The organism is Halorarum salinum (assembly GCF_013402875.1).
GTDB lineage: Archaea > Halobacteriota > Halobacteria > Halobacteriales > Haloferacaceae > Halorarum > Halorarum salinum.
On the sequence record NZ_CP058579.1, the window covers coordinates 2,989,124 to 3,003,152 of the forward strand.

Sequence of the window (14,029 nt, forward strand, 5' to 3'; positions counted from 1 at the left end):
CAAGCGTCGCTCCAGACGGGGAAAACGTCCGGCCCTGCAGGCCACGGGTGCCGACGGTCCGCCGTGCGGTGACGGCCCGGCTCGGTTCGGGAGCCTGGAAGGGGTCACGGGGCGGGCGCGGGAATCGGGTTCGGGCCGTCGAAAGAACGGGATTCAGGCCGTCGGAACGTCGTACTCGCGCGCGCGGCGGCGGACGGCCGCCGCGTCGCCGGTCAACAGCTCGCCGTCCCGGTAGAGCACCTCGCCGTCGACCATCGTGAACTCGACGTCGTCGCCGTGGGCGGCGAACACCAGATGGGAGAGCGGGTCGTGGAGCGGGGTCGCCCTCGTCACGTCGGTCGTGAGGCCGACGACGTCCGCCTTCCACCCCTCCCGAAGCCTGCCGACGCGCTCGAAGCCCGCCGCGCGGGCGCCGTTCTCGGTCGCCATCTCGAAGACGAGTTCCGCCGGGGTCGCGGTCGCGTCCAGTTCCGACACCTTCTGGAGCAGGCTCGCCTGCCGCATCTCCGTGAACGGGTCGAGCGTGTTGTTACAGGGCGGCCCGTCGTTGCCGAGCGCGACGTTGACCCCCCGGCGCACGTAGTCCGGGACCGGCGCGATGCCGGAGGCGAGTTTCATGTTCGAGGACGGGCAGTAGGTGACGTGGGTTCCGGTCTCCGCGAGGAGTTCGCGCTCGGACTCGTCGGTGTGGACGCAGTGGGCGAGCACCACGTCCTCGCCGGTGAGTCCCACCTCGTCGAGCCAGTGGACGTTCCGCATCCCCGTGTCCTTCTCCACGGCGGCGATCTCGTCGCGGTTCTCGCTGGCGTGGGTGTGGATCCGCACGCCGTCGTGTGCGTCCGCGAGTTCGCGCGCGCCGCGGAGGCACTCCTCGGTGCAGGAGACGGCGAAGCGCGGGGTGACCGCGTACCTGATGCGGCCCCCGCCTTCGCCGTGATAGCGCCGGATCAGCTCCTCGGACTCGGCGAGCGCCTCGTCGGCGTCCTCGCGCAGGCCGTCGGGGGAGTCGCGGTCCATCAGCACCTTCCCCATCCGCGCCCGGATGCCGAGTTCCTCGGCCGCCTCGAACGCCTCGGCGGCGTGGTGCACCGAGAGGTGGTCGATGACGGCGGTGACGCCGGACTCGATGCACTCGAGGTAGCCGAGTTCGGCGCCCAGCCGCATCCCCTCGGCGTCGAGGCCCGCCTCCATCGGGAGCACGTGGTCGAACAGCCAGTCGAGCAGCGGGACGTCGTCGGCGATGCCGCGGCCGAGCGACTGGACGGAGTGGACGTGGCCGCCGACGACGCCCGGGGCGATCACGTCGTAGCCCGTACGCTCGTGGTCGGGGAACTCGTCCGCGAGCGCTGCTCGGTCCCCGACGGCGACGACGGTGTCGCCCTCGACGACCACCGCGCCGTCCTCGATGACCGTCTCCGAATCCGCGATGACCGTCCCCGCGAGTAGCATCCCTCCCACCGTCCGCCGGGGCGACCGAAATAGCTGTCCATTCGGCCACCCTGCACGGGTTCCGCCTCGGCCGGGCGAGAACTGACCTTCCGGCGCTCGCGACCGCCCCTCCGCCGCTTCACCTGCGAACCCGGGCATCCCACGACCCACGCGGGCGAGCGTCCGCGACGCGACGTCCGGCCCGACTGACCACGGGGTGGGACCGAAAGGGGTCAGGGGCTTTCGCGGTCGCGTCGTCAGTCATGCCCACCGGAAAGTCTCGGTTGAGACGCGTTTTCAGCCGGGACTGCTGGCGAAACTGCCGGTAAGTGGAGCCGCGTGTTCACTATAAGACGTCCGAGGACGGTCGTCGTCCCCTCAGACGTCAGTCCGGAGAGACCTCACGGACGGAAGATACCATCCGAACGGTTCGACCGTCGCGAACTCTTATACACGTCCTCGTGCAAAACCGCGGCATGCATGATTCCAGCCCTTCAGGGGATGGAACGATTCTCGACGTCTTCGCACGGTCACGAAACGAACCACTGACGACGTCCGAAGTCGCTACCATGGCTGGATGCTCCCCCCGGACCACCCGTGAGACGCTCGAAGCACTCGTGGACCAGGGTCGACTCCTGACGAAGGAGGTCGGACCGGACGAGGAAGTTTGGTGGTCACCCGATCACGACCGCGAGCACGACGGAAACACAGGGATTCTCGGGAGCGCCGGTGGCGCCGCCAAACAGTTACAGGAGATCAGCACCCGACTGATCGGGGAGGACGACATCGATGCACTCTACGAGGAGTTCCTCGAGGCCACGATCACGATCATGGACGCCGACTTCGGAAGCTTGCAGAAGTTCGATTCGGACCGAAACGAACTTCGTCTGCTGGCTCACGAGGGGTTCGATCCGGACGCCGCGGAGTTCTGGAAGTGGGTGGACCCGGAGTCGAGTAGCACCTGTAGCGTCGCCCTGGAGACCGACCAGCGGGTGGTCGTATCGGACGTCGAGACGTGTGAGTTCATGGCCGACACCGGGGACCTGGAGATGTATCTCCGGAACGACATTCGTGCGGTACAGACGACGCCGCTGATCTCCCGAAGCGGTACCACGGTCGGGATGATCTCGACGCACTGGCGAACGCCCCACGAACCGTCCGAGGATACGCTCCACCTTCTGGACCTGCTGGCACGGCAGGCCGCCGATCTGATCGAGCGCACCCAGGCCGAGCAAGCGCTGCGCGAGCGGGAACGGAGGCTCAAGGAATCCAACGAACGGCTCGAGCAGTTCGCGTACGCCGCCTCACACGACCTGCAGGAACCCCTGCGGATGGTCTCGAGCTACCTCCAGTTGATCGAACGCCGCTACGCGGACGAGTTCGACGATGACGGGAGGGAGTTCCTCGAGTTCGCGATCGACGGGGCCGATCGAATGCGCCACATGATCGACGGGTTACTCAAATACTCACGCGTCGAGACGGAGGGGAATCCGTTCGAGCCGACCGACCTCGATGCCGTTCTCATGGAGGCCCGGAAGGATCTCCAGCTACGAATCGAGGAGACCGATGCCCGGATCACCGCCGAGTCACTGCCACGCGTCAGCGGTGACAGACAGCAGCTCCGCCAGGTGTTTCAGAACCTGCTGGACAACGCGATCGAATACAGTGGCGGCGAACCACCCCGGGTGGAGATCTGGGCCGAACGAGGGGATGCGGAGTGGACGATCTCGGTCCGTGACGAGGGCATCGGCATCGACCCGGAGTACACCGACCGCATCTTCGAGATGTTTCGGAACCTCCACGAACCCGACGAGCATTCGGGAGCGGGAATCGGGCTGGCACTCTGTGAGCGGATCCTCGAGCGCCACGGCGGGCGTATCCGGGTGGAGTCCACGCCGGGCCAGGGCTCGACGTTCTCGTTTACGCTCCCGGAAGCGAGTGACGACGAGAAGTAGCCGACCCGCATCGAACGATTCGCGGTTCACGCGATCACCGCAGTGAGGAGCGACCGTGTCCCCGTCAGGACGCCCCCGGGTCCGCTGAACGCACCGCTCTCCGAATCCCCGACGAATACCACACCCTTTAGCGACGAACGACCGAACCGGACGGACGGACCATGACCATCGGCTTCATCGGCGGCAGCGGCATCTACGAGGCCCTCCCGCTGGAGAACACGCGCACGGAGAAGGTCACGACGCCATTCGGCGACCCCTCGGCACCGCTCGAGATCGGCGAGTTCGGCGACACGGGCAGGGAGGTCGTCTTCCTCCCCCGACACGGCCCGGACCACCAGCGCTCGCCGACGGACCTGCCGTACGGGGCGAACGTCTACGCGCTGAAGGAGGCGGGCGTGGAGTACGTCCTCGCCAGCAACGCCGTCGGATCGCTCCGGGAGGAACTCCCGCCCCGGACGCTCGTCGTCCCCGACCAGATCTACGACCGGACGAAGCGCCGGGACCTCTCGTACTTCGGGGACGGCGTCGTCGTCCACCAGCCGTTCACGCGGCCGTACTCGCCGAAGCTCGTCTCCCACCTCGCGGAGTCGGCCCGGGCCGCGACGGACGCCGACGTCGCCGAGGGCGGCACCTACGTCTGCATCGAGGGTCCGCAGTACTCGACGCGGGCCGAGTCGGAGTTCTACCGCGACCAGGGGTGGGAGGTCGTCGGCATGACCGCGATCCCCGAGGCCAAACTCGCCCGCGAGGCGGAGATGGCCTACGCGACGCTCGCGGGCGTGACCGACTACGACGTCTGGAAGGCGGACAGCGAGGTCACGCTGCAGGAGGTTCTCGAGAACGCGGCGGAGAACGAGGAGGCGATCAAGGAGACCGTCGAGCACGCGATCCGAACCTTCCCCGAGGACCTCGTGTGCGAGGCCCACGGGTCGCTGGAGGGAACAATCAACACGCCCCCCGAGGCGATTCCGGCGGAGACGCGGGAGAAACTGGAGCCGTTCATCGGGTCGTACCTCGACGACTGACGACGGGTCGCCCCGGGCCGAGGAAGTACGGGGTTCGTCAGTCCGCCGTCGCCTCGTCGCCGACCGTCGGCGCGCCGGCCTCGCGCACCCAGAGGTCGCCGAACAGGTCGTCCTGCCGGAGCGTGAGCGCCCCGCGGTGTGCGAGGAACAGCAGCGCGAGGTACGTCATGACGGGCGTCTCCGCGGCGTCGCCGCCCCGGAGTTCCCGGAACAGCACCTCCGTCCGCCCGCGGTCGTAGTGCGGGCGCAGGCGCCCCCGAACCTCCTCGATGATCGCCTCGATGTCCTCCTCGTGGGTCGCGCCGGTAACCTCGCCCTCCCCGGGTTCGCCCTCCCGACGGAGGTCGTCGCCGCCGTGGTACTCCAGCGTCTGGGTCCCCCGGGAGAAGCCGCGGGGCGACTCGCTGGTGTCGTACTCGCGCGACTCCTTCCACCAGGAACCGCGCTCGGCGTCGCGCAGTTCCCGGACGAGTTCGTCCAGCGTCTCCGGCGACCCGCGGGTGGACTTGCGCTCGATCCGCCGGTCCATCTCCTCCTCGAGCGCGTCGACCGGGTCGAACCCGGCGAACTGGCCGTCGCCCGGTTCGCCCTCGACCGGGCCGCGCTCGAACGCCTGCTCCCACGGCTCGATCTCCTCGGGTTCCTCCTCCTCGTCCGTCTCGAGCAGCACGTCCGACTTCATCCGGAGGAGCACGGAGGCGTAAAACAGCGCGCGCCCGCCGGTGCGGATGTCCGCCGAGTCGAGCTTGTCGAGGAAGGCGTCGGTCACCTCGACGACGTCGATGTCCCACGGGTCGATCTCGCCGTCCTCGGCGAGTTGGACCAGCAGTTCGACCGGCTCGACGGCGTCCTCGTCCGAGCCCGGCGACTTCCCGTCCGCCTCGACTCCGGACAGCACCTCGCCGGGGGACTCAATCATCCGCGCTCACCCCGGCGTTCGCGATGTCGCCGTCCTCGCCCAGCTGGATGCCCGTCACCGCCGACACGTTGTCGTCCTGCATCGTCACGCCGATCGCCCGCTCGGACCGTTCGAGCAGCGCCGAGCGGTGGCTGACGACGACGAACTGCGCCTCGCCCGCCAGCTCGTCCACCATCTCCCCGACGCGGTCGGCGTTGACCGCGTCGAGGAACGCGTCGACCTCGTCGAGCGCGTAGAACGGCGCCGGGTTGTGCCGCTGGATCGCGAAGATGAACGCCAGCGCGGTCAGGGACTTCTCGCCGCCGGACATCGCGTCGAGCCGCTGGACGGGCTTGTCCGCCGGCTGCGCCTTCATCGTCAGCCCGCCCTCGAACGGGTCCGCCTCGTCCTCGAGGACCAGCTCCCCGGTCCCGGCCGAGAGGCGCTCAAAGATGTCCCGGAACTGCTCGTCGATGGCCTCGAACGAGTCCATGAACGTGCCCTTCTTCTCGGCCTCGAAGCGCTCGATGCGCTCCTCGATGGCGTCCCGCTCCTCGGCGAGCACGCCCCGGCGCTCCCGCATGTCCTCGAGGTCCTCCTGCACCTCGTCGTACTCGTCGATGGCGAGCATGTTGACCGGCTCCAGCGCCTCCATCTCGCCCTCGAGCTCCTCGATCTCCGACTCGACGGCGTCGTGGTCGGGCACGTCCTCCGGGTCGTAGTCGCCGACCTGCGACTCCAGCTCGTCGATCTCCCACTCGAGGCGCTCCGCGGTCTCGCGCAGCGAGTCGAGCTTCGACTCGACGCGCTCGACGTCGGCCTCCTGTTCGTCGCGGGACTCGGTCGCCTCGCGGAGGTCGGCCTTCACGCCCTCCCGGTCCTCCTTGAGGTCCGCGAGCTCCTCCTCGAGCTCCGCGATGGCGTCCCGCTTGTCCTCGAGGCCCTCCTCCCGCTCCTCGATCTCCGCCTCGAACCCGGCGATGCGCTCCTCGGCGTCCGCCTTCTTGTTCTGTGCCTCCTCCACGACGTCGTGGAGGTCGTCGACGGCGTCCTCCGCGTACTGCTTCTGGAGCTGTAGCTCGTTGAGTTCGCCGTCGAGGTCGTCCATCCGGTCCTCGAGGTCGTCGATCTCCCCCCGGATCTCGTCGGCGCGTGCCGACAGCTGGGGGATCCTCGAGTCCTCCAGTTCGGCCTCGAGCTCCGCGATGTCGGCCTCGATCGACTCGATCTCGGCCTCGCGCCCGTCGATCTCCTCGTCGAGTTCGGTCATCTCCTCGTCGACCGACTCGCGCTCCTCTTGGAGCTCCTCGAGCCGGTCCCCGAGCGCGTCGATCCGGTCCTCCTTGGCGGCGACGTTCTGTTTCGCGAGTTCGAGGTCGCCCTCGACGTCCCGCACCTTGTCGGCCGCGTCGGCCGCCCGCGAACGCGCGTCCTCGAGGTCGTCCTCCACGTCCGAGATGTCGGATTTCAGTGCCTGCCGGTCGTCCTCCAGCGAGTGAATCTCCTCGGCGACCCGCTCCAGTTTCCCCTTCCCGGACTTCGAGAAGGAGTAGCGCGAGCCGCCGCCGGAGCCGCCGGTCATCGCGCCCGAGCGCTCCACGAGGTCGCCGTCGAGCGTGACCATCCGGAACTCGCCCATCAGGCCGCGCGCGGTGTCCATGTCCTCGACGACGAGCGTCGAGCCGAGCACGTACGAGAAGACGCCCTCGTAGCGGGACTCGTACTCGACGAGGTTCCGCGCGAAGTCGACGACGCCCGGATCGCTCGGCAGCCTTGGGAGCCCCCGTTCGTCCATCTCGGTGATGGGGAGGAACGTCGCGCGCCCGGCGTTGCGCTGCTTGAGGTAGTCGATACACTGGGAGCCGACGCCGTCGTCGTCGACGACGACGTTCGCCATCCTGCCGCCGGCGGCCGTCTCGCACGCCTTCGCGAACCGGGAGTCGACGGACGCGAGCTTCCCGACCGGTCCGTGGACCCCCGAGAACTCCGAGTTCGTGATCGTCGTCACCGCCCGCGGCCACGAGGAGTCGCCCGAGTCCGATGCGCGCGCCTCGAGCTTCGAGTACTCCTGCTGCTTCTCGCGGATGTCCTCCTCGACCTCGCTCAAGTCCCACTGGAGCTCCTTCTTCTCCGACTGGAGCTCCTCGATGGCGTCCTTCGCGGTCGCCTCGTTCTTCCTCGCCTTGTCCAGTTCGGAGTGGAGGTCCGAGACGCGGCGTTTCAGCTCGGGAATCTCCTCCTCGGTCTCGGTCAGTTCGGCCTCCACCTCCGAGATCTCGTTGGACCGCCGACGCGCCTCGTCGAGCAGCCGGTCCTTCTCCCGCTGGAGCTCGTTCTTCGCGGCCCTGAGCTCCTCCAGTTCCGCCTTCCGCTCCGCGAGTTCGTCCTTCAGCTCGTCGAACTCGGTGTCGGCGTCGTCGATCTCGGCTTCGACCTCGGCGAGCTCCGTCCGCTTGGTGGCAAGCGTCGACTTCCGGTTCGCCTTCTCGACTTTCACCTCGCGGACGTCGGCCTCGAGCTCCTCGATCTCCTCGCCCTTCCGGTCGATGTCGATGAACGCGCCTCGGCGCTCGTTTTCGGCCTCCTCGACGCGCTCCTCCTGGTTCTCGATCTTGCCCTCGAGCCGCGAGACCTCGCCCTTGATCTCCTCGATCTCGGCCTTGATGGCGAGCTGTTCGTCCTCGCCCTTCCGTTCGATCTCGCGGTTCAGGTCGTCGAGCTCCCCCTGCAGGTCGTCGACGACCGACTGGCGGTCCTCGAGTTCCGCGCGCAGGTCGGCGAGTTTCCCCTCGCTCGCGTCGACGCGGGACTCGGTGGAGTCGAGGTCGGCGCGTTTGTCCTCGAGTTCCGCCGCCTTCAGGTAGCCCTCGTACTCCTCCTTCTCGTCGCGGAGGTCCCTGTACTGCAGGGCCGTCTCCCGCTCGTCCGAGAGCCGGTCGAGCCGGTCCTCCTTCTCCTCGATGCGGAGGTCCGCCTCGTCGATGCGTTCCTCGACCGTCTCGAGTTCGGCGAACGCGTCCTCCTTCTTCGCGTCGAACTCGGCGACGCCGGCGATCTCGTCGATGATCTCCCGGCGCTGGAACGCGGTCATGTTGATGATCTCGGTGACGTCGCCCTGCATGACGACGTTGTACCCCTCCGGGGTGACGCCCGCCTGCGCGAGCAGGTCGCGGATGTCCGAGAGGTTAACCGAGCGGTCGTTCAGGTAGTAGTAGGAGTAGTAGTTGTCGTCGGTCTCCTTCACGCGGCGCCTGATGCTGATCTCCTCGACGTCCCCGACCTTGTCGGTGCCCGCCGCGTTGACGACCTGGGCCCGGTCGAGGGTTCCGTCGCCGTTGTTCAACACGACCTCGACGCTGGCCTCCCGCTGTCCCCCGTGGTCCGTGTCGCCCTCGTGGCCGGGGTTGTAGATGAGGTCGGTGAGTTTCTCCGCGCGTATCCCGCGCGTGCGTGCGAGGCCGAGCGCGAACAGTACGCCGTCGATGATGTTCGACTTGCCGGAGCCGTTCGGCCCCGTGATGACGGTGAAGTCCTCGTAGAAGGGGATTCGGGTCTTCCGCCCGAAGCTCTTGAAGTCGTCGAGGACGAGTTCCTTGATGTGCATGAGATGTACGATTGGACCCGTCTGGTGTGTTCTCGGGGACGGGTGACCCGTGTCGGAGCGGGGTTCAGGCGACGATGATGTCGTCGCTCTCCTCGGTTTCCTCGTCGGCGTCGGCGGCTTCCGATCCGTCCGCCTCCTCGGCGGCCCGTTCGGCGGCGTCCGGAGACGCGTCCTCGGCCGCCTCGGCCGTCGCCGAGGCGTTCGGCACGAACTCGGCGTGCGAATCGGTCCCCGGATCGGCGTCCGCGACGTCGCGTGCCGACTCCAGTTGGCTGATCCGCTCCTTCGTCTCGACCAGTTCCTCGGTCAATCCATCGACTGCCGCCTGCAGTTCCGCGACCTGCGTTTCCAGGTCCTCCACCCGGTTTCCCATGTACGGTGTGGGTGGTCCCGCACGTATAAACCTGTGTCAGACATCCGGACGACAGGTTATTGGCCGCATAACTCCCGAAATCGACCGATTCGAGGGTCGTGACGGGGTGTAAAGGACTGCAATTATAAACGGGTTATCGCGATACGGAATCCCACGTCCGTCGCGAGACGGCCGCTCCCCCCGCCTTCCGACGGGTCGCCGTTCCCCAACCACAACCACCAAACCCGGCCCCGCCGAACCGCCGTCGATGAACGCACGCACGCGCCGCGGCGTCGCGATCGCGGCACTCGTCTTTCTCGTCGTCCAGCTCGGGGCGGTTTCGCTCGTCCCCGCGTTCGACACGGCGGGGTATCAGGCGGTGGAGGACCCGCAGAACCCCACGAACAGCGTCGTCTACCTGCTCGCCATCCTCGTCGTCACGGCGCTCATGCTCGCGGCGTTCCGCTACGACCTCGACCGGGTCGTCCGCGCGGTCATCGTCCTCTCGTCGGGGCTGCTCGCGTGGTACGTCTTCTCGGTCGCGCTGCCCGCGACGGCCGCGCTCGTCGCCGCCGGACTCGTCGCGGTCGCGCTCTGGGTGTACCCCGAGTGGTACGTCATCGACGTCGCGGGGGCGCTGATGGGCGCCGGCGCCGCGGGCCTGTTCGGCATCAGCTTCGGGCTCCTGCCGGCCATCGTCCTCCTGGTCGCGCTCGCCGTCTACGACGCCATCTCGGTGTACGGCACCGAGCACATGCTCGACCTCGCGGAGGGCGTCATGGACCTGCACATTCCCGTCGTGCTCGTCATCCCGCTCACGTGGTCCTACTCGCTGCTCGACGAGGGCTTCGGCGAGGACGACGGGACGGACGCCGGGGGAGCGGCGGAATCCGGCGACGGGGCCGAAGCCGGGGAAGCTGCGGAACGCGGTGACGGCTTCGCGAACGGGGACGCCGACGCGCGAGCGAGCGAGGCCGGAGGGACCGACGCACGGTCCGACGGCGAACGGCACGTCGAGGGAGTGGACACCGACGACCGCGACGTGTTCTTCATCGGCCTCGGCGACGCGGTGATGCCGGCCGTCATGGTCGCGTCCGCGGCGTTCTGGTCGCCCGCGGCGTCCCTCGGTATCCCGGGCTTTCCGGCGCTCGGACTCCCGGCGCTTCTCGCGATGGCGGGCACGTTCGTCGGCCTCGGGATCCTCCTCCGGATGGTGCTAAAGGGGCGACCGCACGCGGGGCTCCCGCTGTTGAACGGCGGCGCCATCGGCGGCTACCTGCTCGGATCGGTGCTCGCCGGCGTCCCGCTGGCGACGGCGCTCGGCGTCGGCGCGTACCTGTGATGGATCGGCGCGTCCGCGGCGCGCTGGGGACCGGGGCGCTCTTCCTCTCGGTCCAGTTGCTCGCGCTCGCAGTCGCCCCCCGACTCGTCGCCGGCGGCGTCAGCTACGGCGACGGGGACGACGCGCTCGTTCCGCTGGTGCTGGGACTCGCGGTCGGGACGCTCCTCTCGCTGGCCGCCGTGCGCTATCGCCGGAGCGAGCGCCTCGTTCGCGCGGTGATGCTCCTCTCGGTCGGGGTCGCGCTCTGGGTCGCGGCGGCGGCGTTCCTCGGCGCGGTTCCCGGCGCGCTGGCCGCCGCCGTCGGCGTGGCAGTCGCGTGGCGAGTGCAGCGGTGGGAGGTCCGCAACCTCGTCGCCGTCGTCGCCGTCGCCGGCGCGGCGGGGCTGTTCGGCGCGAGCCTCTCGCCGCCGTACGCGCTCGTCGCGCTCGTCCTCGCCGCGGCGTACGACGCGTACGCGGTGTACGTCTCCGGTCACATGGCCACGATGGTCGACGCGAGCGCGCGCATGGGACTCCCGTCGGCGTTCGTCGTGCCGACGGGGGACGGCGTTCCGGACGGCGCCGTCGGCACGGGGGGGAACGGGACCACCGTCGCGACGCTGCTCGGTGCGGGCGACGCGCTGTTTCCAGCCATCCTGACCGCGAGCGCGGCCGTCGAGCAAGCGGCCGGGCCGGGTTTCGGCCACGCGCCGTCGCCCGTCCTCGGCCTCCCCCCCAGCGCGCTCGGGGCGCTCCTCGGGTCGTTCACCGGCTTCGTGGCCCTGCAGGTGCTCGTCCAGCGGCGGGGCGGGATGCACGCGGGGCTCCCGTTCGTGAACGGCGGCGCCGTGCTCGGCTATCTCCTCGCCGCGTCCATCGGCCCGGTACCCGTGTAGGGGCGGGTTAAGAGGGAGGCGGCCGGGAACTCGACCCCGAACCGGTCACTCCGTACCCGCGCCGTCGCGAACCTTCACGGCCATCCCGGCGTCGAAGTCCAGCATGCCCTCCGCGGACAGTTCCGCCCGACCGACGCCGAGCAGCGTGCCGTCCCCGTGGACGACGGCCACCTCGTCGTGGGGACGAACGGCGGGGTCGACCTCCGCGACGAACTTCGCGAAGACGTTCCTGCCCTCCCGGACGAAGGGGGCGCTCTCGTCGCCGACGACGACGCTGGCGGCCGGGTGTTCGAGCGCCGCTCGCAGGCGACGACCGCCCTCGAGTCCGAGCGTGAACCGGCCGTCGGTCCGGTAGGAGACGACGCGCTCTCCGTCGGCGACGACCTGCCGCGGGCGACCGCTCGTCGAGCGGCGGACCGTCACGGCCCCCGAATCGGGAAACAGCGCGGTCCCCGCGCCCGCCCCGAACTGGTAGTCCGCGACCGTTCGGAGGTCCGGGACGCCCGGCGTGGAACTCACAGGAGGAACGTCTCCTCGCGCTCGCCCATGTCGACGAACGAGTCCGCGGCCTCGATGAGTTCAGTGGCGGTCGAGGACTCGAAGCCGAGCACCTCGACGCGGACGCCCTCGTGGCGGAGGTGCGAGCAGAGCCGCGAGAAGTCGCCGTCGCCGCTGCAGAGGACGACCGTGTCGACGTGGTCCGCGAGCGAGACGGCGTCCAGGCTCAATCCCAGGTCCCAGTCTGCCTTCTTCGACCCGTCGCCGAACGTCTTGATCTCCTTGATCTTCGTCTCGAACCCGATGTCCCGGAGCGCCTCGAAGAACGACTCCTCGTCGGGCGAGTCCGCGCGGATGACGTAGGCGATGGCGCGCGTGAGGACCCGGTTCTGGACGGCCTTGTCCAGCAGCGACGAGTAGTCGATGTTCCGGGAGTAGACGCTCTGGGCGGAGTGGTACAGGTTCTGCGAGTCGGCGAGAACGGCGACCCGCTGTCCGTCGTGGATCTCGGTCATTACGTTCGACGTGTCGGACCTGCGGTTTAGTCGTATCGGGGCGGTGCGCGCGGTCGGCGGTGGGGTCGAGGCCGGTTCGGGCCCGCGAACGACCCCGTGAACCGGCACCGACACGCCGCCGGGGGCCGGAGGGACCGCGTGGACGAACTGCCGGCCTCGGCACCGTCGTCCGCTCGGTCACGGCCGAGTCGAACGCCGCGCTGTACGGCGGCGAGGGGTTCCCGCCCTCCGCCGAGGTGTACGAGCGGCTGGGCGCGGACACCGTCTCCGCCGGACCGGTGTTGCCGGACGCTGGCGCGACCGTCCACGAGGAGCTCCGGGGGTGACCGGATCGGACTGGTTTCTCCGCCGTTACCGGAGCGGAGGACCGAGTGCGACCGACGGTCCGTGGGGAACCGCGATCCGTGGAGAAAGCACGTAGCGTTTTACCCGATGACGCCACAGGTCGACCCATGACCGTGTCCGACGCCGGCGGGTCCGACCCGGAGCCGCGCGAGGCCAGCCTCGTCGACGCCTTCACGACCGAACCGCTCGCGGGCAACGCCGCCGGCGTCGTGCCGGACGCCGAGGGACTCACCGACGAGCAGATGCAGGCGGTCGCGCGGGAGCTCTCCGTCAGCGAGACGGCGTTCCTGCGCCCGTCCGACGGGGCCGACCGCGCCGTCCGCTTCTTCACGCCGACGACCGAGGTCGACCTCTGCGGGCACGCGACCGTCGCGGCACACGCCCGACTGTTCGAGACCGGCGCGATCGACGCGGGAACCCACACGCTGGGGACGAACGTGGGCGTCCTCGACGTCGAGGTGACCGACGGGGGGCGCGTCTGGATGACCCAGAACGAGCCGACGGTCCACGAGGTCGAGGCGTCCTACGAGCGGGTCGCCGACGCGCTCGGCTGTGACCCGAACGCGCTCCTGGACGTGGGCGCGGACCTCCCGCTGGCGTACGCCAGCACCGGCCTCCCGTTCCTCGTCGTCCCGGTGAACTTCCTCGAACAACTCGGCAGCGCGTCCCCCGATCCGGGTGCCGTCGAGGAACTGGCCGCGGAGTTCGACGCCGCCGGCGTGTACGCGTTCACGTTCGACGCGCTCGGCGCGGACTCCACGCTCCACGGCCGCTGTTTCGCCCCCGGCGCGGGCATCCCGGAGGACCCCGTGACCGGCACGGCCTCCGGCGCGTGCGGCGCGTACCTCGACCACTTCGCCGCCTTCGACGGCGGCGAGGACGGCGTCGCGGAACGGGCCACGGACGACCCGTCCGGGAGCGGGACCCCGGAGGAGATGGTCTTCGAGCAAGGCCACTACGCCGACCGGCCGGGGACCGTGCGCGTCCGCGCCGCCGGCGGCGGCCCGCCGACCGTCGGCGGCGATGCGGTCACCGCGTTCGAGGGGACGATCAGGATCCCCCCGGACGAGGGGGACGACATCGTCGTCGCGTGACCTCCGATTCGCCTCGGCGTCCGTCGGTTCGCGTCAGTCCGAACCCTCACCTCGCGACCGGCGGACGCGCCGTCGCCCGAGGGACACGTCCGCCCAGC

12 protein-coding genes are annotated in these 14,029 nt (G+C 69.5%); 6 read left to right on the forward strand and 6 right to left on the reverse strand.

Going from position 1 to position 14,029, the window contains the following annotated elements; translation table 11 throughout:
• Positions 1-153: 153 nt before the first annotated feature.
• Positions 154-1,449: a 5'-deoxyadenosine deaminase gene (locus HUG12_RS15005; protein WP_179269554.1), complete on the reverse strand. Its 1,296-nt coding sequence runs from the start codon at positions 1,447-1,449 to the stop codon at positions 154-156.
• 308 nt (positions 1,450-1,757) lie between these two features.
• Between HUG12_RS15005 and HUG12_RS15010 the strand changes: the two genes are divergently transcribed.
• Together HUG12_RS15010 and mtnP are read left to right on the forward strand one after the other, a co-directional pair.
• Positions 1,758-3,383 carry a sensor histidine kinase gene (locus tag HUG12_RS15010; RefSeq protein ID WP_218836329.1) on the forward strand — a complete coding sequence of 542 codons (1,626 nt, stop codon included), beginning with the start codon at positions 1,758-1,760 and terminating at the stop codon, positions 3,381-3,383.
• A gap of 161 nt (positions 3,384-3,544) precedes the next feature.
• Entirely contained in the window at positions 3,545-4,408 is an 864-nt protein-coding gene (gene mtnP / locus HUG12_RS15015) for an S-methyl-5'-thioadenosine phosphorylase (protein ID WP_179269555.1), read from the forward strand.
• 37 nt (positions 4,409-4,445) lie between these two features.
• Here mtnP and HUG12_RS15020 read toward each other — a convergent pair whose 3' ends face one another.
• From HUG12_RS15020 to HUG12_RS15030, 3 genes are all read right to left on the reverse strand, one after another.
• Complete coding sequence (locus tag HUG12_RS15020) at positions 4,446-5,327, reverse strand: segregation and condensation protein A (RefSeq protein ID WP_179269556.1); 882 nt, start codon at positions 5,325-5,327, stop codon at positions 4,446-4,448.
• Complete coding sequence (gene smc / locus HUG12_RS15025; protein WP_179269557.1) at positions 5,320-8,910, reverse strand: chromosome segregation protein SMC; 3,591 nt, start codon at positions 8,908-8,910, stop codon at positions 5,320-5,322. Before smc ends, HUG12_RS15020 begins: the two co-directional genes overlap by 8 nt.
• A gap of 64 nt (positions 8,911-8,974) precedes the next feature.
• Positions 8,975-9,283, reverse strand: a complete 309-nt coding sequence (locus HUG12_RS15030; RefSeq protein WP_179269558.1) for a DUF7518 family protein — start codon at positions 9,281-9,283, stop codon at positions 8,975-8,977.
• Positions 9,284-9,530: 247 nt separating this feature from the next.
• On the opposite strand from HUG12_RS15030, the gene HUG12_RS15035 reads away from it, so the two are divergent.
• A complete protein-coding gene (locus HUG12_RS15035; RefSeq protein ID WP_179269559.1) occupies positions 9,531-10,604 on the forward strand; it encodes a presenilin family intramembrane aspartyl protease PSH in 1,074 nt (357 codons plus the stop codon).
• Positions 10,604-11,479, forward strand: coding sequence for a presenilin family intramembrane aspartyl protease PSH (locus HUG12_RS15040; protein WP_179269560.1), 876 nt, complete (start codon positions 10,604-10,606; stop codon positions 11,477-11,479). The genes HUG12_RS15035 and HUG12_RS15040 overlap by 1 nt, the downstream gene beginning before the upstream one ends.
• Before the next feature lie 45 nt (positions 11,480-11,524).
• Here HUG12_RS15040 and HUG12_RS15045 read toward each other — a convergent pair whose 3' ends face one another.
• Together HUG12_RS15045 and HUG12_RS15050 are read right to left on the reverse strand one after the other, a co-directional pair.
• Complete coding sequence (locus tag HUG12_RS15045; protein ID WP_179269561.1) at positions 11,525-11,998, reverse strand: PUA domain-containing protein; 474 nt, start codon at positions 11,996-11,998, stop codon at positions 11,525-11,527.
• Positions 11,995-12,492 carry a LabA-like NYN domain-containing protein gene (locus HUG12_RS15050; RefSeq protein ID WP_179269562.1) on the reverse strand — a complete coding sequence of 166 codons (498 nt, stop codon included), beginning with the start codon at positions 12,490-12,492 and terminating at the stop codon, positions 11,995-11,997. The genes HUG12_RS15045 and HUG12_RS15050 overlap by 4 nt, the downstream gene beginning before the upstream one ends.
• A gap of 59 nt (positions 12,493-12,551) precedes the next feature.
• On the opposite strand from HUG12_RS15050, the gene HUG12_RS15055 reads away from it, so the two are divergent.
• Positions 12,552-12,818 (forward strand): hypothetical protein, encoded by a 267-nt coding sequence (locus tag HUG12_RS15055; RefSeq protein ID WP_179269563.1) that lies wholly within the window; start codon positions 12,552-12,554, stop codon positions 12,816-12,818.
• Positions 12,819-12,944: 126 nt separating this feature from the next.
• Complete coding sequence (locus tag HUG12_RS15060) at positions 12,945-13,931, forward strand: PhzF family phenazine biosynthesis protein (protein WP_179269564.1); 987 nt, start codon at positions 12,945-12,947, stop codon at positions 13,929-13,931.
• Positions 13,932-14,029: the final 98 nt, after the last annotated feature.